Source organism: Parafrankia irregularis (assembly GCF_001536285.1).
GTDB lineage: Bacteria > Actinomycetota > Actinomycetes > Frankiales > Frankiaceae > Parafrankia > Parafrankia irregularis.
Genome location: NZ_FAOZ01000031.1, coordinates 52,246 through 71,671 on the forward strand (window position 1 = coordinate 52,246; position 19,426 = coordinate 71,671).

General features: G+C 67.7%; 12 protein-coding genes and 3 pseudogenes. 8 read left to right on the forward strand and 7 right to left on the reverse strand.

Features of this window, described 5'->3' with window-relative positions; translation table 11 throughout:
* Positions 1-200 precede the first annotated feature (200 nt).
* From AWX74_RS40315 to AWX74_RS42315, 3 genes and pseudogenes are all read left to right on the forward strand, one after another.
* Positions 201-1,382, forward strand: coding sequence for a hypothetical protein (locus AWX74_RS40315; protein ID WP_165615860.1), 1,182 nt, complete (start codon positions 201-203; stop codon positions 1,380-1,382).
* Positions 1,271-1,879 (forward strand): diguanylate cyclase domain-containing protein, encoded by a 609-nt coding sequence (locus AWX74_RS42700; protein WP_226930800.1) that lies wholly within the window; start codon positions 1,271-1,273, stop codon positions 1,877-1,879. The genes AWX74_RS40315 and AWX74_RS42700 overlap by 112 nt, the downstream gene beginning before the upstream one ends.
* 784 nt (positions 1,880-2,663) lie before the next feature.
* Positions 2,664-4,122, forward strand: a pseudogene (locus AWX74_RS42315) (NF041680 family putative transposase).
* A 42-nt stretch (positions 4,123-4,164) separates the two neighbouring features.
* On the opposite strand, the gene AWX74_RS31135 reads toward AWX74_RS42315, so the two are convergent.
* From AWX74_RS31135 to AWX74_RS31155, 3 genes and pseudogenes are all read right to left on the reverse strand, one after another.
* Positions 4,165-5,286, reverse strand: coding sequence for an IS630 family transposase (locus AWX74_RS31135; RefSeq protein WP_091284053.1), 1,122 nt, complete (start codon positions 5,284-5,286; stop codon positions 4,165-4,167).
* Positions 5,287-5,417: 131 nt separating this feature from the next.
* Positions 5,418-6,857 (reverse strand): annotated as a pseudogene (locus AWX74_RS31140) (NF041680 family putative transposase).
* Positions 6,858-7,463: 606 nt separating this feature from the next.
* Positions 7,464-8,681, reverse strand: coding sequence for an ABC transporter substrate-binding protein (locus tag AWX74_RS31155; RefSeq protein ID WP_091284057.1), 1,218 nt, complete (start codon positions 8,679-8,681; stop codon positions 7,464-7,466).
* Between the two features lie 1,345 nt (positions 8,682-10,026).
* Here AWX74_RS31155 and AWX74_RS31160 point away from each other — a divergent pair.
* Genes AWX74_RS31160 through AWX74_RS31175 form a run of 4 tightly spaced genes read left to right on the forward strand, consistent with a single transcriptional unit; the run spans position 10,027 to position 14,184 of the window.
* Entirely contained in the window at positions 10,027-10,722 is a 696-nt protein-coding gene (locus AWX74_RS31160) for a TnsA-like heteromeric transposase endonuclease subunit (protein WP_278184668.1), read from the forward strand.
* Positions 10,719-12,584: a Mu transposase C-terminal domain-containing protein gene (locus AWX74_RS31165; protein WP_242666495.1), complete on the forward strand. Its 1,866-nt coding sequence runs from the start codon at positions 10,719-10,721 to the stop codon at positions 12,582-12,584. Before AWX74_RS31160 ends, AWX74_RS31165 begins: the two co-directional genes overlap by 4 nt.
* Entirely contained in the window at positions 12,581-13,612 is a 1,032-nt protein-coding gene (locus tag AWX74_RS31170; RefSeq protein ID WP_091284059.1) for a TniB family NTP-binding protein, read from the forward strand. The genes AWX74_RS31165 and AWX74_RS31170 overlap by 4 nt, the downstream gene beginning before the upstream one ends.
* Positions 13,609-14,184 carry a helix-turn-helix domain-containing protein gene (locus AWX74_RS31175; RefSeq protein ID WP_091284062.1) on the forward strand — a complete coding sequence of 192 codons (576 nt, stop codon included), beginning with the start codon at positions 13,609-13,611 and terminating at the stop codon, positions 14,182-14,184. Before AWX74_RS31170 ends, AWX74_RS31175 begins: the two co-directional genes overlap by 4 nt.
* A gap of 141 nt (positions 14,185-14,325) precedes the next feature.
* On the opposite strand, the gene istB is transcribed toward AWX74_RS31175, so the two are convergent.
* From istB to AWX74_RS31190, 3 genes are all read right to left on the reverse strand, one after another.
* Positions 14,326-15,114 (reverse strand): IS21-like element helper ATPase IstB, encoded by a 789-nt coding sequence (gene istB / locus AWX74_RS31180; RefSeq protein WP_091284065.1) that lies wholly within the window; start codon positions 15,112-15,114, stop codon positions 14,326-14,328.
* Positions 15,111-15,821 (reverse strand): Mu transposase domain-containing protein, encoded by a 711-nt coding sequence (locus tag AWX74_RS31185; RefSeq protein WP_207550457.1) that lies wholly within the window; start codon positions 15,819-15,821, stop codon positions 15,111-15,113. The genes istB and AWX74_RS31185 overlap by 4 nt, the downstream gene beginning before the upstream one ends.
* A gap of 283 nt (positions 15,822-16,104) precedes the next feature.
* A complete protein-coding gene (locus AWX74_RS31190; protein WP_091284067.1) occupies positions 16,105-17,346 on the reverse strand; it encodes an IS256 family transposase in 1,242 nt (413 codons plus the stop codon).
* A gap of 395 nt (positions 17,347-17,741) precedes the next feature.
* Between AWX74_RS31190 and ltrA the strand changes: the two genes are divergently transcribed.
* Positions 17,742-19,019 carry a group II intron reverse transcriptase/maturase gene (ltrA, locus tag AWX74_RS31195; RefSeq protein WP_091284069.1) on the forward strand — a complete coding sequence of 426 codons (1,278 nt, stop codon included), beginning with the start codon at positions 17,742-17,744 and terminating at the stop codon, positions 19,017-19,019.
* Here ltrA and AWX74_RS31200 read toward each other — a convergent pair.
* A pseudogene (locus AWX74_RS31200) lies at positions 18,968-19,402 on the reverse strand (integrase catalytic domain-containing protein); the annotation flags it as partial. The gene ltrA and the pseudogene AWX74_RS31200 sit on opposite strands and share 52 nt — an antisense overlap.
* Between the last annotated feature and the right edge of the window lie 24 nt (positions 19,403-19,426).

Consider the following 19,426-nt stretch of genomic DNA (forward strand, 5'->3'; position numbering starts at 1 on the left):
CACCTACTTGCCGCCATGCCGGAAGTGATCTTCGCTGTGGCGTGAGGGGACGGACGCCACCTCCTCACCCTGATGACGATCACGGACGGGCGAACCGTGCCGACGACCTCGGAGGCACGGTCGCGCAGCGTGATCGTCAAATATGCGCGCCATTCGCGGAGCGGTCATCGTGGGCCTACATGGGCGAAGGAGGCCGGTCCTTGGCAGATGGCGGCATCGAGACCCCAGCGGACAGGACGCTCTCGACGGGCCGTATGCGCGGCATGCGGGTTCGGCCCGTCACGGATCGGACCTTCCATATCCTGCTGGCGCTGGTGACGGCGCTGTTCGTACCAGCAGCCGCGGGCCAGCTGGCCTTCTCCGGTCAGCCGCGGCTCATCGTCCAGGCGACGGCTCTGTTCGTCTGCGGCGTGGCGTCGACCGTGTTCGCGGTCCTCGGCATCGCGCGCACGCGCGGCATCGACCGCAGGTGGCGGGTGCTGGTCGCCGCCGGCCCGCTCTCCGCCCTGCCCAGCGCGTTCGAATGGACACGCCAGTACTCTTCCGGTAACCCACTCGAACTGCAGCTGACGCCAAGCGAGAGCCTGTTCCTGATCGCTCCGCTCCTCACGATCGCAGGCCTGATCTGCGTACCCGCCCGCACCGACGACGGGCCGACGCGAGCGCCTCCGCCTCCGGGCAGCGGCTGGTGGCCCCGGTACTCCCACGCGGTCATCGCACTGGACAGCCTGATGATCACCCTATCCATCCTCATGATCGCTTGGTTCGCTGTGCTGCGGGACATCACCCACAGCAGGATCAGCGGGACGTCGTTCGTCGTCGCGGTCACCTTCGCGCTCACCTTGGCGCTGCTGGTTGTGGTTCTGGTGCTGGTGGCGACCTTCCGACGGCCCCGCAACGGCCGCGCGGTCGCCCTGCTCGGCGCCGGCCTCGTCGTGCTCGCCGCGTCCGAAACAGTGCTGATCCAGCTCAGCCTGCCTGACCCGGTCAGCATGGAGGGCAGCGTACCGACATGGCTCGGAGCAGCCACGGGCCCACTGCTGGTCGCCCTCGCCATGATCGCCCCCGAGCCCGGCAGGCGGCCGCCCGCGCCTCCGATCGCCCACACCCCAGCCAGCAGATCCAGCTGGTCGGGACGGGAGGTCCGCCAATGGCTACACGCCTATCTGCCCTATCTGCCGCTCAGCGTCGCCACGGCGCTCGTCCTGGCAAGTGCCCTGCGCGACGGCGGGTTGTACGGGCTGCCCCTCTACCGGCAATCTGCCTCGCCATGCTCGTCAGCCTCCGCCAGATCGTCGTCATCGCGGAGAACCGCCGGCTGGTCAGCGATGTGCATCGTGCGCACCAGCGGCTTGAGTACCAGGCGCATCACGACGGGCTGACCGGCCTGGCCAACCGCGTTCTGTTCACCCGCGAGCTCGAGACGGCGGTGACCGCGCACCGCCGGCACGGAACACCCGTCGTCGTGTTGTTCTGCGATATCGACCACTTCAAGACCATCAATGACACACATGGCCATTCCGTCGGCGACGCACTCCTCCGTACGGTCGCGACCCGCCTGCACACCGCCATACGTCGCGGTGACCTCGCCGCCCGTGTCGGCGGCGACGAGTTCGCCGTCCTCCTCGCCGACACCAGTACCGACGCCAGTGCCCATACTGCCGGCGAGCAGTGCGCCCGACGGATCGCGGTCGGCATGCTCCGGCCCGTCACCCTGGCCGGTCGCCCCCAGCGGATACAGATCAGTATCGGTCTGGCGATTGCCGACGGGCGGCAGCCCTCCACCTCCGCCGAACAGATACTCCATCAGGCCGATACGGGTATGTATGAGGCGAAGCGCAGGCGGGCGAAACACCGACGAAGAACCTCGTCGGTCTGACGGCCTGGACAGCCGGACGCCGATTGCGTCGTATCGAGAGCGCGGGCATCGCGTACGCGCGAAGGACCCTGCGGGCCCTCGGCGGGGCCTCTCGAGCCGGCCCGGCGCACGCTCCAACGGCTCTGTCAACGGGCGCTGAAAACGGGATCTGGATCTGACCCTGATCTTGTGACGGTGCTGACCCCGGTGATGTCGGCGTGGCCCTGGCGGCGCGTAACGGGCGGAGGTAGTCGAGCACGGTCGCCTGGCTTCCGCTGTATCCGCGCTCGCGGATCTCGCGGAACAGCCCGCTGCCGTTGGTGGCGCCGGCGGCGACTCGTTCGTGCAGGTAGGGCTTGTACGGTTCGAGGACCTGGCCGCGACCGTCGCGGGTCTTGGCCAGGATCTCCTCGATGCTGGTCGCGCGGTAGTACTTGCGTACGGTCTCCCTGGCCAGGCCAAGGTCCCGGGCGATCGGCTTGATCCCCACGCCCTTCGCCTTCAGGTCTTGGACGGCGGCGTAACGCTGCCGGGCGTTGCGCACGAAAGCCCGCTGTTCGAACCGCTCGTCATCGTCCGCGGCGGTGGTCGTGGTGTCGAGCAGCGGGCTCGGCCCGGCGTCGCGCTCGGCAGCAGCCGCGGGTTCTCGCAGGCACGACCGGTGCTAGCTTGATCTTTAACCTTGGGTGTCGAACGAGCCGTCGTCTGTGATCACTCGGCTCGGAGGCCACTGTTCATGTAGGCAGCCTTCGGTTGATCATGTGTTCCGACCAAGGCGCACACGCTCGGCACGAAGGCTGTGAGGATGAGTCTGCTGCATGATGCTGCCCGGCAGGAGCCGTTCGCGGAACTGTCTCGTTTCCGGTACGAGTTCTACTCCTGCCTGACCCGGCGAGCCGATGCGTTGTTCGAGCTGGCTGACGCCGTCCTGTGCGCGGACGGCCCTGTGCGCTCGCTGGTGGAGCTGTCGCTGGTGGGCGAACACCGGCGCGGGCACGGTGGCCTCTACGATGCGGTGGCGGCCGGACGGGTGGACATCGCCCGGCTACAGCGGGCCGTGGCCGGGGTGTCGTTGCCACGGGCGGCCGACGGCCGGCTGGTCCTAGCCGCCGATGTCACCTGCTGGCTGCGGCCCGACGCGCACACGTCACCGCAGCGGATCCTGTGCCACACCTACGGACGTGGCAAGGACCAGCACATCCCCGTCCCCGGCTGGCCGTACTCGGTGATCTGCGCGCTGGAGACAGGCCGTAGCTCGTGGACCGCGCCGCTGGACGCCCTGCGGCTGGCACCCGGAGACGACGCCGCCGCGGTCACTGCCCGGCAGATACGCGAGCTGGTCGAGCGGCTGAAGGCAGCCGGGCAGTGGAAAGACCACGACCCGGACATGCTCATCATGGTGGACGCCGGCTACGACGTGCCTCGCCTGGCCTTCCTGCTCCGCGATCTGCCGGTCCAGGTGCTGGGCCGGATGCGCTCCGACCGCGTCCTGCGCCGCGCGGCACCGCCCCGCACCCCCGGCACCTACGGCCGCCCGCCCCGCCACGGCGGCGAGTCGTCTTCGGTGACCCCGACACCTGGACCACCCCCGACCAGGCGACCGTGACCGACACCCGTCTCTACGGCACGGCGAGTGCACGGGCCTGGGACCGGCTCCACCCGCGGCTGACCCACCGCTCGGCATGGGCCGCCGACCTGGGTGTGCTGCCGGTCATCGAGGGCACCGTGATCCTTCTACAGGTCGAGCGCCTGCCCAGCGGGGCCAACCCCAAGCGCCTGTCTGGTTGTGGTGGTCAGGCACCGGCGCCACCGCCGCTCAGGTCGACCTGCTCTGGCAGGTCTTCCTGCGGCGTTTCGATATCGAGCACACCTTCCGACTGTTCAAGCAGCCCCTCGGATGGACGGCACCGAAGGTCCGCACCCCCGAGGCGGCCGATCGCTGGACCTGGCTGATCCTCGCCGCCTACACACAGCTGCGTCTGGCCCGCCCGCTGGCCGCCGACCGACGCCGACCGTGGGAGAGACCCAGCCCACCCGACCGTCTGACACCCGCACGCATCCGCCGCGATTTTCGGCACCTGCGCACGAAGACCACCTGCCCCGCGGCAGCACCGAAACCCTCCCGACCCGGCCCCGGCCGGCCACCCGGCCGCAAGAACACCCAGCCCACTCCACGCCATGACGTGCACATAGTCGGCAAAGCGGACCTCACCCAGCGGCGGACGAAGAAGTCCACGACCCCACGACCACGCCGCACAGGTTAAAGATCAAGCTAGTGCGCTGACCACGATCCTTTCCGGGTTTAGTCAGGCGGCTTGTGGTCGTGGCCGGCCCCAGCGTTGCTGGCGTTCGGAACGGACGCGGGCGCGTTCGCGGCGTTGGGCTTGCACGACGGTGGGGTGGCGGGCGTGGGCGTTACGCCACCGCAGGTAGGCCTGGAGTCCGCGGGCGAGGGTGGGATGGTTCGGGTGGTTCGCGTTGCCCATCGCGAACGTCCGTAGGGGCCCGAACTGGGCCTCGATCGGGTTCGCCCACGACGCGTTCGTCGGGGTCAGACACAGTTCGACGCTGTTCCGCGCCGCCCAGCGGCGGATCGCGGGGGTGGTGTTCGCGGACAGGTTGTCGCAGATGATGTAGACCGGTGCGGTGTCCGGCCGGGCGGCCCGGATCGTCCTGAACGCGGCGAGGGTGTTCACCCCGCCTTTCCGGGCCCGGGTCACACCCCACAGCTGATCGTCGCCCAACGAGTAGCAGCCGTGGAAGTACCGGATCCCGTGGGTGCGGTGGTAGGTCGCGGGCAGCCGGTCCGGATGCCGCTGGGGTGCCCAGCCGACACCGTGGGTCGGGCGGATCGACAGCGGTCCGAACTGATCGAACGCGAAACAGCGGTTCGGACAGGTCGTGGTGAGGTACTCGATCCGGTCGAGTTTCGTGTCCTTGTCCGGGTCGGTGGACTCCTTCCACGTCCTCGTGCGCTGGAACGAGATCCGATGGTGGTGCAGGATCTGCCGGAGCCGTTCCCGGCCGATGGTGACGGTGCGGTCGGGGTTGTCGGCCAGGTAGTCGGTGAGCTTGCGCAGGCTCCAGTGGGTGAACGGCTGCCCGAGTTTCGCCGGGCGGGTGCGGGCCGTCTGGACGAGGAACGCTTCGTCGTCAGAGCTGATCAGGCGGGGACGGCCTCCCGCCCAGCGAGGGTCCAACGCACCCAGACCGGTCTCGTTGAACCTGTGGATCACCCCCCGCACCGTGTCCTCGTCCGCCTGGACCAGGTTCGCGATCGCCGGCATCGGGGTTCCGCTCGCCGACGCCATGATGATCAGAGCCCGGCGGACCCGGATCGAGCCGTGTTTCCCTCGGCGCGCGATCGCCTGGAGTCGTTGGCCTTCCTCGTCGGTCAGCCGCCGCGCTCGGACCGGTTGTCCTCCCATCGGGCTCACCTCCGGGATCGGCGTCAGTTACCGATCCCGACGCTGCACCCGAAACCGCCCGATCCCCAGCACCTTGCCCGGCGTGTCCTCACAACCCGGGAACGTTCATGGTCAGCGCACTAGCTTGATCTTTAACCTGTGCGGTGTTGGTGGGCGGTCATGGTGAGGTCCCGTCGGGTGGTCTTTCCAACGTCGTGGTGGGGTGCGGGCTGACGGTTGCGGGAGCCGGGAGGGCGGCTGGGGCCAGCCGTGGTGGGTTTCGGTGCGCTGGCGGGGAGGGGCGTGATCGCGCGGATGTTCCGGAATCCTCGTCGGACTCGGGCGGGGGTCAGCCGTCCTGGTGGAGCGGGTTTCTCCCAGGGGCGACGCAGATCGCGGGCCAGGGATCGGGCGACGCGGAGCTAGGTGTGGACGGTGATGATCAGCCAGGTCCAGCGGTCGGCGGCCTGCGGGGTGCGGATCTTCGGGCGGGTCCAGCCGAGGGTCTGTTTGAACAGCCGGAAGGTGTGGTCCAGGTCGAACCTGCGCAGGAACGCCTGCCAGGCGCGGTCGATGTCGGCGGCGGTGGCGTTGATGGCCGACGTCCACAGCCAGACGGGCTTGGGATCGCGGTCGTCGGGCAGGTGGTCGACCTGTAGGCGGATGAGGGTCCCTTCGATGATCGGCAGCTCTCCGGGGTGGTCGAGCCAGCAGGTGCGGTGGGTCAGCCGGGGATGTAGCCGGTCCCAGCTGGCCGCGGTGGCCTGCCCGTAGCGGCTGGTGTTGGTGATCGTGGTGTGCTGCGGTTCGGGCCAGGTCGCGGGCCTGTCGAGGGCGAACTCGGGGCCGTGCTTGGGTGGACGGCCGTTGGTACCTGGCTGCCTCGGTGGTTTGGCCAGGCGCAGGACGCGGTCGGAACGGATCCGGCCGAGCACTTCGACGGGCAGGTCGGCCAGGACGAACGCCAGCCGGGTCACGTCACAACCGGCGTCCATCACGATCAGGATGGTCGGGTCTCCGTCGCGCCAGTGCCCGGCGGTGATCAGACGGCCCACGACCTCCCGGAGCTGGTCGGCGGTCACCGCTGTGGCGTCGTCGGTGGGGCCAAGGCGCACCGCGTCCAGGACCGCGGTCCACGACGTCCGGCCGGGTTCGAGGGCGGCGACGAAGGAGTAGGGCCAGCCCGGGATCAGCTGGGACTGGTCCTTCGTCCGGCCGTGCACATGGCAGAACAGCCGGTCCGCGCTGGTCGGTGCGTCCGGACGCAGCCACGGGCTGACGTCGACGGCCAGCACGAGCCGTCCGTCGGCCGCCGCGCGCAGAGAAAGGTCCGAGAGCGCACGTCACAGCCGGGCAATCTCTCATCGGCCACTGTTCAGCCCGTCGTACAAGGCTCCATGGCCGCGACGGTGCTCCGGGGCCAGTGTCAGGTCGACCAACGTCCGGACCGGGCCGTCGGTACACAGCACCGCCTCCACAGTTTCGAACAGCGCGTCCGCTCGGCGAGTCAGGCAGTCGTAGAACTCCTGCCGGAAGCGACACAGCCGTCCCAGAGCCTCGCCGCGTCCTGGCTCGTCCTGCACACTGCCCATCACGACCTTCGGCTTGATCCGGCTTCTTTGGCGAGAGCACGATCTTCCGAAGGTCGTCCCACGTCACGAGGACACGCCCACCCACCCCACAACACCAGCAGGTATCGCACAGCGTGACACCCGACGGTTAAACGACAAGCTAGGTGGTGCCGTCAGGATGCACGCAGCCGTGATGGTGGCTGTCGCGGTCGGCGCGCTCAGCCTGCAGCGAGGATGGTTCACGGAGTTTCACCCGCGGCAGTGGGCTGCGGGATGGGGTCCTGGCTACCGTGTTCCTGACCCACATGTCCCTGTACTGGGTTCGGGACCGCTCGTTCGTTGATCCCCTGACTGAGATGCCCTGCGGCTGGTACCGGACGAGCTCTGGGAGCTTGTGGAGCCGTTGTTGCCGTCCTTCGCTCCGCGTCCGAAGGGCGGGGCACGGCTCCGGCGGACGAACGGGCGATGTTCACGGCGGTGGTGTACACGCTGACCTCGGGCCGTGCGTGGCGGCATCTGCCGCCGTCGTTCGGGGCATTGGCTCGGATTCGCTCGCCCTGGCAGCGATGCTGACCTGCTGGAAGGAACTGGGTGCGGGTCTCACTTGGCCCAGGCCTGCGGTCTGGGTCAGCCGGTGCTGCCCGTTGTGTCATCGGCACAGAGGCGTTCGCGTGCTACCTGGAAGGCCGTTCCCGTGCGGTTAACCCGGACGAAAGCATAGCAGTCCAGCGGTATGAGGGCGTTGGTCGTGAGGTCGACTGGCGTGACCAGCCCGCCGGCGTCGAAGCTCCGCACCTTTCGTAGCGAGGTCATGAAGGTCTCACGGGCGGGGCATTCGCCGGCGCCTTCGAGCCCGCGCAGAAGAAGGTCGGCGAAGATATAACCGTACATGGCGAATTCCTGCTCAGGTTGCGTCTCGGGCGCGTATTTGATCATAGCTTCGCGATATCGGTCGATGGCAGTCCCGCCAGCCTCGAACGGCCGGAAGTACACTGGGATCGTTACCCCAGCTAGGGCTCGGCCGAGACGGGGCAGCATGTCGCGAGAGTAGCCGCTGAGCGAGATGCTGACTGCGAGATTTAGATTTGTCTCCCGGGCGGCTGCGATGACTGCCGCGAAGTCATCGGGGGAGGTGAGCCCGACTAAGGTGTCGGCGCCAGCCTCGGCGAGCCGCCGAGCGACGTGCAGTGGGCTGTCGGCGCCGCTGCTGAAGGCGATCGAATCGATGGTGCTTAGACCGATCTCCTCGAAGGCGGTCCGGAATCTGTCCGCGCTCTGAAGTACGGACACCGCCGATCCTGTGGTCAGGATTCCGACTTTCGTGCCGCCGCCGCGCTGGATGTAACGGCCCAGTGTCTGCGGGGAGGTGTTGTACGCGTAGGCGAAAAGGTTTGGGTATCTGGCCCAGTCGGCCACCGCGAGACCCACGACGGGCACACCCTGAGCGGACGTCGTGTCCAGCGAGCCACTCAGCGCTGTGGTGATCGATAGGAGTCCGAAGACGGACCCAGATCGGAGGAGGTCCCCAACGACCTGGGCGTTTTGGTTCGGGGAGCTCGCATCATCGCGCCAACGGTAAACGATCTTTCGGCCGTGTACGCCGCCTCCGTCGTTGGCGAGACCGAGCCTCGCGTCGACCCCGGAACGGGCCGAGGCCAGCGCGCCGGAGCCGGCGCCGGTGTCCGCGGTCACTAGGCCGATCGTTATCTCGTCGGCTGTGACACCCGGGCTGTCACAGCCGGCTGCCGGCTGCTGGGCCTCCCGCCTGTCCGAGCAGCTCGTCGCACCCACGAGTCCTATCATCGCGGCAGAACATAATATCGTCATCACAAAATTCGTTCGCATACTCGCTCCAGTAGGTACGAGCGACCATCAGGTCACAGTGAAAGACCATGCCAGGGTGGCGGTAATAGGTCCCTGGTGATGCCCTCTGGTGGTCGTGTCTGTGTCTGTGTCGGAGGTCGTGTCTGTGTCGTGGATCACGATCCTAGCCTGTAAGTTGAGCGAGTGAACGAAAGGGCTGGACAACGCGCGTCCGGTGCGTGATAGGGAGACGCGTAGGCCGAAAGGCGTGGCGCGGTTGAGTCGGCCTGAAGCGTGGTGCCAGTGTTGTCGCCGATCCGTTTCTCCAGGCCGCTCGCCGAACCCGGCGTGTCCGTCTCCGAGCGCCGGGCTCTCCACAGTTCCTGCTGTGGGCTACTCGTCAGGTGATCACTCAGGGAGTGGGGATGGTATCGCCCCGGTAGCGATACCGTGTGATCGCGGGCGTTCGCGCCGGGTTGATCAGCTCCACTCCGTCCACCGTGATCGGCATCCGGGACCCGTTGGGGCCGAGGAGTCGTTGACGGATGTCCTTCCACGACCAACGGTGCAGCGTCTTGAACTATGATCATCCGGCGTCAGAGGAAGACCCCCAGAATCCTGAACGTGTGCTTCGCGGCGGCGTGCCGGAAGTAGTTGGTCCGTGCACGATCCGTTCCTCGCAGGAGGCGCCCAAATCTGCCCCGGCGGCCTCGCCACGGTTACGCCGCAGATTTTCGCCATGGCTTCCCGGGCGTGCGACCACAGACCCGCCAAGGAGTTCCCCTCCGCACCATTTCTGTGAGCGGGATGCGCGCCGCTTCCGACCCAGATCCACCAGGTTCGAGGCGGTAACTCATTTCGGGGCGTAAAAGCCGGTTCCTCTCGTACACCTAAGCGACTCGCTCGCCAAGCTCGACCCATCTGGCAGTTCTGGGCCGTCTCGGCTTTGTCGCGGCTGCTCCCATCCTCTCGGGCACATCCCGGATCGGACTGCCGCCAGCTACACTCATTCCGCTGCGGCAGGGCCTTTAAAGGTAACTTCATAGACCCCTGCGACGGGACGAAAGGCGCAGGTCTTCCGTCTCCACTCGGTCAAACTGGCTCTGTTCGTGACGGCTGGGTGCAGTTGGTCGTCGGTTCTGGATGCGTCCGAGACTTCAACCATGATCGTTTGTTCGTGAGATGTGGATGCGGTCCCGGGAGGCGTGGCGGCGGTGACCGCGGTCAATGTCCTTTGACAATGAACCTGGTCCGCGTGCCATCGAATGTGGTCCGGTCGTGGTTCGTGTCATCGAAGCTGACCCGATCTGACTCCTGTTGATCTACGGTCCGACGGGTGGCGGTCCCGGCAGTCGAGTCTCTGGACAGCGGGTTCACGGTGGAGTTCGTGGAAGCGGCTGGATCACTGCGCAGGGAAAGGCTGGCGGCGTGTTGGAGCATGCCGTTCGAGAGGGCCAGTCCGGTCCGATCGTTCGGCTGGCCGAGGGGAGGTCGCAGCTTCCCGGGCTGGTGGTGGTCAGCCACTCTTGGCGATCATGTCGGGTTCGAGTCGTGGCTGGAGCGGGATCATGTGATGCTGCTCGACTTCGACCCGGACGTGGTGGCGCTGTCCGCGCAGCCGTTCTGGCTGCGCTGGCACGACGGCGTTCGTCCGCGTCGGCATGCCCCGGACTTCTTCGTCCGGCGCGCGGATGGCGGGGGTGTGGTCGTCGATGTGCGGGCGGACGACCGGATCGAGCCGGCGGACGCCGAGGCGTTCGCGGCGACGGCGGTGGCCTGCGGCCAGGTCGGCTGGCTGTTTCGGCGGGTTGGGGTGCCAGACGGGGTACTGGTGGCGAACGTGCGCTGGCTGGCGCGCTACCGGCATCCCCGCTGCGTTGGCGACGGGACGCTGGCCGACCGACTGGTGGAGGTGTTCGCTGAGCCGAGGTCGTTGTTCGGCGGCGCTGCCGAGGTTGGCGACCGGATCGCGGTGCTGCCGGTGCTCTACCACCTGCTGTGGTGCCGGCGGCTGGTCGCGGACCTGACCGGCGGTCTGCTCGGACCGTCCACGGCGGTCGGTCCGGCGGGATGGTCGCGGTGACCGGAGTTGGGCCGGTTCCGCCGCACGGCATGTTGGACGGGCTGCCCGCCGAGGCGGTCGAGCGGGCGTTGTGGTGGGAACGGCATGTCGTCGAGGTGCTGGACGGCCGGCCACCGGACAGCCCGCCGGAGGCTGCGCCGCGGCCGGAGTTCGACCCCGGGCGGTGGTCGTTGACCCGCCGGGAACAGGCGAAGGCCGCCGAGCTCGCCGCGGCGGGTCACCGGGTGAGCGCGGCCACGGTCAAACGCCGCCGGCAGCGCTACCAGGCACGGGGCGTCGTCGGCCTGGTCGACCACCGAATCGACCGCAAGACCGCAGCCTTCGGTCGGGTCGACGAGCGGGTTGCCGCGGCGATGACCACGGCGATCGGCGAGACGACGGATGCGTCGTCTCGCACGGCGGGGTTCGTGCTCTGGCGCACCGAGCAGCTGCTCATCGGGGCTGACCCGCCGGTGGTGCTGCCGTCGCGGCGGACCCTCTACCGGCTGTTCGGCCGGCTCGCGCACGGCCAGCACGTGACAGGGTCTGCGCGGGCACGCCGGTCGCTGGCCGCGCGTCCGGACGGGCCGTTCTCTGCGGTCACGGTGACGGCGCCGGGTGAACTGATGCAGGTCGACTCGACCCCGTTCGACGTGCTGGTCCGTCTTGATGATGGGGTCACCGGCCGAGTCGAGCTGACCGGCATGGTCGATGTCGCGACCCGAACGGTGACAGCCGCGGTGCTGAGGCCGACGACGAAGGCGGCCGACGTCGCGGTACTGCTGGCGCGTTCGGTGACTCCGGAGCCGATGCGCCCGGGGCGGGCGCAGGCGCTGGCGATGTCCCGGTCGGTACTGCCGCACCGGCGCCTGCTCGCCATCGACGAGCGGTTCGAGTATGCGGCGGCCCGGCCGGTGATCGTCCCGGACACGATCGTCTGCGATCACGGGAAGGTGTTCATGTCACGGGCGTTCCGTGCGTCCTGCCGTTTCCTCGGGATCAGCCTGCAACCGGCGCACGAGGCCACCCCGACGGACAAGGGGCACATCGAGCGGACGTTGGGCTCGGTGGCCTCGCTGTTCGCGCAGTTCGTCGCCGGCTACGCCGGCTCCACCGCCGACCGGCGCGGCCGGGGCCTGGTCGACGGGCCGCTGTGGTCGCTGCCCGAGCTGCAGGATCTCCTCGACGAGTGGATCGTCGCGGGCTGGCAGAACCGGCCGCACGATGGTCTGCGTGACCCGCTGTCTCCCGGGCGGATGTTCACACCGAACGAGAAGTACTCCGCACTGCTCGAGGCTTCCGGTCACGTCCCGGTCACCCTGACCGGGGACGACTACATCGAGCTGCTGCCCGCCCGCTGGCACGCCGTCAACGCCTACGGCATCCGGCTCAACCACCGCACCTACGACGCTGAGGCCCTGGGCCCGCTGCGTCGCCAGCCGTCCGGCGTCAAAGAGAAGAAAGATCTCTGGGAAGTTCACCACGATCCCTATGACGTTTCCCGGATCTGGGTTCGTGACCCGGCCGGAGGTTGGATCACCGCGTTCTGGACCCAGCTGCACCGGACCCCGGTCCCGTTCGGTGAACTGGCCTGGGACCACGCCCGCGCCGGCCTGCCCACCAGCACGGAGCGGGAGATCGCCGACGCGGTGGCCAGTCTGCTCGACCGCGCCCACCGCGGCCCGGCCACCCGCCCTGCCGCGCCAGCGCGGGAACGCACCGTCGTCGCCCGCACCCGCGCCACGAGTCCGCCCGCGCCGCCGGGGAACAGCCCCGTCGAAGCGACGGCGACCAGCGAGGCCGACACCCAGGTGACCGCGACAGCGAAGGTGATCCCGCTGCCGCTGTTCGACCCGTTCGCCGAGGCGGGCCGGCGCGGGTGAACGCGCTCCCAGCAGAAGGCGCTTGGCGCGGCGCGCTCGCCAGCGACGACGACCACCGGCAACTGACCACCCTGCCCGGCTGGCGGGCGTTCACCGCCGCGGCCATCACCGCCCCCGATCTACTCCCGCCCGCCCGGTGGACGGCGCTCGGCGAGACCGAACGAGCCTGCTACGACGAGCAGCGTCTCGACTACCACACCCGCCTGGCCGTGGTCGGCACCTCGACACTGCGCCAGGTCGTCCACGCCGGCAGGCGCCTCACCCTGCTCAACCGGCATGCCGTCTCCGCCCGGCGCGGCCTGATCCTGTCCGGGGCTGCCGGCACCGGCAAGACCACCGCGATCACCCAGTTCGGCAAGACCCACGAGGCGATCGACCGCCGCCGCCATCCCGACGTCAGCGACCGGATCCCGGTCATCTACGTGACCGTCCCGCCCGCCGCGACCGCGCGCATGCTCGCGGTCGAGTTCGCCCGGTTCCTCGGCCTGCCGCTGACCACCCGGGCGAACATCACCGATGTCATCGAAGCGGTCTGCGGCGTCGCCGTCGACACCCGCGTCAGCCTCGTCTGCGTGGACGAGATCCACAATTTGACCCTGGCCACCCGCACCGGTGCCGAGGTCTCCGACACCCTGAAGTACTTCTCCGAACGCATCCCCGCCACCTTCGTCTACGCCGGCATCGACGTCGAACGCAACGGCCTGTTCGCCGGCACCCGCGGCCGGCAGATCGCCGGTCGGTTCAGCCTGATCGACACCACCCCGTTCCCCTACGCCGACGAATGGAAAGCCCTCGTCGCCACCCTCGAGCAGGCACTGCGGCTGCATCACCACGTCGCCGGAACCCTGCCCCAGCTCGACCGCCACCTGCACCAGCGCACCGGCGGGATGATCGGCAGCCTGTCCCACCTGATCCGCGGCGCCGCGGTCGAGGCAGTCCTCGACGGCACCGAAAAGATCACCCGAAGGACTCTCGACCAGGTCGACCTCGACCACGCCGCCCAGACCGCGAACCCCACCAGCCCATGACCGCTGACACCCGCCTGCCCCGGCCTCTCCCGATCCGCCCCCGACCCATCGCAGGCGAAAGCCCCGCCGCCTACGTCCGGCGCCTCGCCAACGCCAACCACCTCCGACCCGGCTACCTGCGCCGTCTCCTCGACGGCGGACCCGGCCACGACACGACCATCCGCATGGACTGGCTCGCCGCCCTCGCGGACAGATCGCTACCCGCCCTGCAACGAGCCCTCGCCAACCCGCACCGCCGCCAGGCCCGCAAACCCGAGCTGTTCGCCGCCATCCGCCACGACGCCCAGAACCGCCGCCTGTCGATGCGCGCACTCGCGGAACGCCACGGTGTCCACCGCCGCACCGTCCGCCAAGCCCTCGACTCCCCGACGCCCCCACCCCGCAAGAAGCTCCCGCCCCGGGGATCACGGCTCGACTCGCTCAAGCCGGCGATCGACGCCATGCTCCGCGAGGACAACCCCGACCCACCACGCAAGATCAAACAGATCTACGACCAACTACGTGACCAGAACCCCGACGCCGAGATCACCTACTCCGTGGTCCGGCTCTACGTCTGGGACCATCTCGAGTAGGCGGAACCGGACCACCTTCGCTGACACAAACGGCCGGCGACGCAATCCAAAATCGCCGAAGGCTGCACTGGCCCGTGTCATCGAATCTGATCCGACCAGGTCACAGACCTGCAGCGGATCACCTTCGCTGACAACGGACAGTCAAGCTTGGTGCTCGGTGCGGTTCCGGGTGTGGGCGAGGCGGTAGGAGTCGGTGCCGGTCTCGAGGATGGTGCCGCCGAAGGTGAGGCGGTCGACGATCGCGGCGCAGAGGCGGGGGTCTGTGAAGGTCTTGGTCCAGCCGCCGAAGCTTTCGTTAGACGCGATCGCGACGCTGGCTTTCTCCTCACGTTCGGTGAGGACCTGGAAGAGGAGTTCGGCGCCGCGGCGGTCAAGTTCCATGTAGCCGAGTTCATCGATGCAGAGCAGGTCAACGCGTCCGTAGCGGGCGATGGTCTTGTTGAGGCTTTTCTCGTCAGCGGCCTCGACCAGCTCGTTGACGAGTTTCGTGGCGAGGGTGTAACGGACGCGGTAGCCCGCGATCGCGGCTTCGGTTCCCAGCGCGATGAGGAGATGGGACTTGCCGGTGCCGGAGTCACCGATGAGGCATAGTGGTTGGCCTTTGTTCACCCAGTCGCAGCGGGCAAGTGTGTGAACTGCGGCGGGGTCGATGTTCGGGTTGGCATCGAAGTCGAAGGCGCGAAGGGATTTGTCGCGGGGAAACGCGGCGGCTTTGATGCGGTGTTCGGAACGGCGACGGTTCCGGTCGTCGCATTCGGCCATAAGGAGTTCGGCGAGAAACCCACGGTAGGTCATCTGCTCGCGGCTGGCGGCCTCGGCGATGTCGGTGAACTGGGCGCGGACGGTCGGGAGGCGCAGCAGCCGGCAGGCCTGGTCGACGGCGGTCTCGGCGGCTTGCTCGGTCAGTCCGCGGTGGCGTTGGGTGGTCACGGCCGGGTTCCTTCCTGGGCGGTGCGGCGGCTGGGTAGGAGCTGGTCGTAGACGGCCACCGAGGGCAGGGGCCGGGTGTCGGGCGGCAGCTGGATCAGACGTCGCTCGGTCAGCGAACTGACGGCGGAACCGGGCTGTGGCGGCGTGGATGGGGGCGGTTCGTCGGTGTCTGCTGCCCTGCGGGCCTCAAGCGCGACGGCGTCAGCGGTCAGCGCTCCGGCCCGTAGCGCGGCCGCCAAGCCCGCGACGACGTGCTCGTGAGCGAGGTGGCGGTGCAGTAGCAGCACCTCGATCAGCGCTCGTGTCCCGACCGGCTCGCCGTGGGCCTTGGTCGCTGCTGCCCACCAAGCGTCGTGGACAGGGGTGAACCTGCCCGCCGAACGAGCCTGCTCCAACGCGGTCGCCCCGGGCAGCGCGCCCGGCTTGCGGACCAGCGCTTCGAGGTAGTGATCCAGGTCCAGGCGGGTCGCGCCCTGGGCCATCACCCGTTCATGGCGGGCGACCTCGACCTGCCCGTCGTAGACGACGAGGTGGGAGGCGTGGAGCAGGACTCGCACCCGCCTGCCGATCAGCCGGACCGGCACCGAGTAGCGGGCGTTGCGCACCGGGACGCGGCTGTAGCGGTCGACCCTCGGGTTCGACCAGCGGCCGGTCTCGAACGCCTCGTCCGGAAGCCGGGCCAGCGTCGGCTGCTCGACAGCGAACATCTCCCCGACCGTGCGAGCGCGAGCCCCGATCCGGCGGGCATCATCGTCCCGGTCCCACCGCTCGATCGAGGCGTTGAGCTCCTCCCACGAATCGATCTCCGGAACCGGGACGAGGTGGTTGCGGCGGAACCTGCCGATATCGCCCTCGACGCCGCCCTTCTCGTGCGCACCACCCAGCCCAGGCTGGCAGTAGAACGGCTCGATGCCGTAGTGCGACCGGAACGCGGGTCACGTCCAGAGACGTGGTGTACGGAGAGTGACTCCGTGTGATCCTGGTTGAAGGTTATGCGGTCAGGGCTTCGTGTGTCACGGTGATCTCGGGTGTGTCTTCGGTGTTGTGGGACGGGTCGGTTCTGGCGAGGATTTCCAGACCGATGTAACGGTGGGTTTCAATCCACTCGTCGTGCTGTTCGGCGAGGACGGCGCCGATGAGACGGATGATGGCGTCGCGGCTGGGGAAGATGCCGACGACGTCGGTGCGTCGCCGGATCTCCCTGTTCAGCCGCTCCTGCGGGTTCGAGGACCAGATCTGCCGCCAGATCTCCCGCGGATAGGTAGTGAACGCAAGCAGGTCGGCTTTCGCATCGGAGAGATGGTCGGCGGCTTTGGGAAGTTTCTCGGTGAGCGCGTCGACGACGCGGTCGAACTGCACGCTGACCTCGTTCGCGTCCGCCTGATCGAAGATCGTTCTCACCAGGGTCGCGACCCACGGCTGCGACGATTTTGGTGTCGCTACCAGCAAGTCCCGCAGATAATGTGTGCGACACCTCTGCCAGGATGCGCCGGGCAGCGTGGAACCGATCGCGTTGACGAGGCCGCGGTGGGCGTCCGAGGTGACGAGCCGCACTCCGGACAGGCCGCGGGCGACCAGGCCGCGGAAGAACGCCAGCCAGCCGGCTCCGTCCTCGCTGCTCACGACGTCCAGGCCGAGGATCTCCCGGTGACCGTCGCCGTTGACCCCGACGGCGAGCAGGCAGTGGACGTTGATCACCCTGCCGTCCTCGCGGACCTTCATCGTGAGCGCGTCGGCCTGGACGAACCGGTACGGGCCGGCATCCAGTGGTCGGCTGCGGAACGCCTCGACCTGGGCGTCTAGATGTTTCGCGAGCTTGGACACCTGGGATTTCGAGATGTTCGCGACCCCGAGCTGCTCGACGAGCTTGTCGACCCTTCTCGTCGATACCCCGAGCAGATAGGACGTGGCCACCACCGAGATCAAGGCCTGTTCGGCGCGGCGCCGCCGTGTCAGCAGCCATTCCGGGAAGTAGGAGCCCTGCCGCAGCTTCGGCACCGCCAGCTCGATCGTCCCGGCGCGGGTGTCCCATTCTCGCATCCGGTAGCCATTCCGACGATTGACTCGATCCGGAGATACCTCCCCGTATTCGGCGCCGCAGATCCCGTCCGTGTCGGCGCCCATCAACGCCTCCGCGAACGCCTTCACCATCGAGCCCAGCAGATCTGGACTCGCTGCCATCAGTTCCTTGCCGAAGCCCTCGGCATCGGTCACAGTCGGGCGCACGGCCATCGCGTATCTCCTCATCGAGTTCTTGGCGGTTCTCGAAAAGGATCATGCGGTGGTCGCTCTACGTCACGGACCCTCGCTCCGGCGAGTCGCTAGACGATCACGATCCGTACACCACGTCAGTGGACGCCACTCCGGCAAATGAAGATGGCGCGAGCTTGGCTTGGGCTCTGCAACGGAACAGGAGAACTCCTCGGCCCGACACGGGTCCCGCGGATTGGAGCGGGAACCCACCGGGAGATCGGCAAGCGGCTAATCCGTGAGTCGCGGAGTACCGGGTGCGGGCCAGGAGGGCGGAACGTCCCGTAGTAGTGATGAAGCGCCTGTAATGGGCGCGGAGCGAAGGGGGCGTGCCGTCGAGTGTCGTCCAGCGATCAACCAGCCATGGGAGGAATTGCATGGGCGAGACAAGGCCAGCAGGAAAGTCGTTTGACATTCCGAAGAAGCTGATATGGGAAGCGTACCTGAAGGTTAGTGGCAACAGAGGTGCGGCGGGGATTGACGGGCAGTCTCTGGCGGAGTTCGAACAGGATCTTCGGAACAACCTGTTCAAGCTTTGGAACCGAATGTCGTCGGGGAGCTACTTCCCGGAGGCGGTGAGAGCCGTCTCCATCCCGAAGTCAGACGGTGGCACCCGGATCCTCGGAGTGCCCACCGTCGCCGATCGGATAGCGCAGACGGCCGTGGCCATGATCCTGGAGCCGGAAGCGGACCCAGTGTTCCATCCTGACTCCTACGGTTATCGGCCAAGGAAGTCCGCGCTGGACGCGGTGGAGGTGTGCAAGCAGCGGTGTTGGCGACGCCCCTGGATAGTCGATCTTGACATCCAGGGGTTCTTCGACAACGTTCCGCACGCACAGATCGTCGCCGCGGTGGAGACACACACGAACCTGCCCTGGGTTGTGCTGTACGTGAAACGGTGGCTTGTCGCGCCGGTTCATCACCCTGACGGCAGCCGTGTCACTCCCGTGAAGGGAACTCCACAGGGATCGGCGATTTCGCCACTGTTGTCGAATCTCTTCCTGCACTACGCGGTGGACGCATGGCTTGCCAGGAACTTCCCGGTGGTGCGGTTCGAGAGGTACTGCGACGACATTATCCTGCACTGCTACAGTCAGCGGCAGGCGAAGTACATTCGCGATGTCGTTGCGAAGCGGCTGCTGGAGTTCGGGTTGCGCTGCAACCCGGACAAGACCCGGATCGTCTACTGTAAGCAGGACGGACGCGACGAGGAACACCCGGTAACAAGCTTCACGTTCCTGGGATTCGATTTTCGCCGTGCGCCTATCCGACGACGTGACGGCGTACTGATGTGCGGGTTTGTCCCGCTGGTCGGCAAGTCGGCACTGAAGTCGATGGCGCGGGTCATCCGGCAGTGGAAGCTGGGGCGGTGGACCAGTGCAAGCCTTCGGGACCTCGCCACGATGGTCAATCCCATCGTGGCAGGCTGGATCGGCTACTACGGGCGCTTCTACAAGTCCAGGCTGATGCGCTTCCTGAAACAGCAGATCAACCCTTTCCTTGTGAAGTGGGCGATGCGGAAATATAAGCGACTGCGTCGAGCGAAACGACGGGCTCGTCGGAAACTGGCCGAGATAGCGTCAGCGTTCCCGACGATGTTCGCTCACTGGAAGCACGGCGCGAGTCCTGCTGGTTCGACGGTGGGAGCCCGGTGACGGGAGACTGTCACGCCGGGTTCTGAGAGCAGCGGCGGGTGAGATTCCCGCCGCTGACTCACCTTGTTCGAGGTCCGTGGCCGTGATTGAGACCGGTGGACTCCGAGCTCGACGAGAAGTTCGGATACCTGCTTCGAGAGCATCGCCCCGCCACGGTCCGCGTGGATCGCCCGCGGCGCGGCCCCGTTCCGATGGATGGCATCGGCGAGGAAGTCCTGCGCGACCACAGCGTTCTCGGCGCCGGCGACGAGCCAGCCGGTCACATACCGGGAGTAGACGTCGAGGATGACGTACAGCTTGTACCAGACGCCTTTAGTCGGTCCTTTCAACGCGGTGATGTCCCACGTTCAGATCTCATCCGGTCCGGTCGCGGACAGCTCCGGACAGAGGGACGCGTTGGGCGGGTC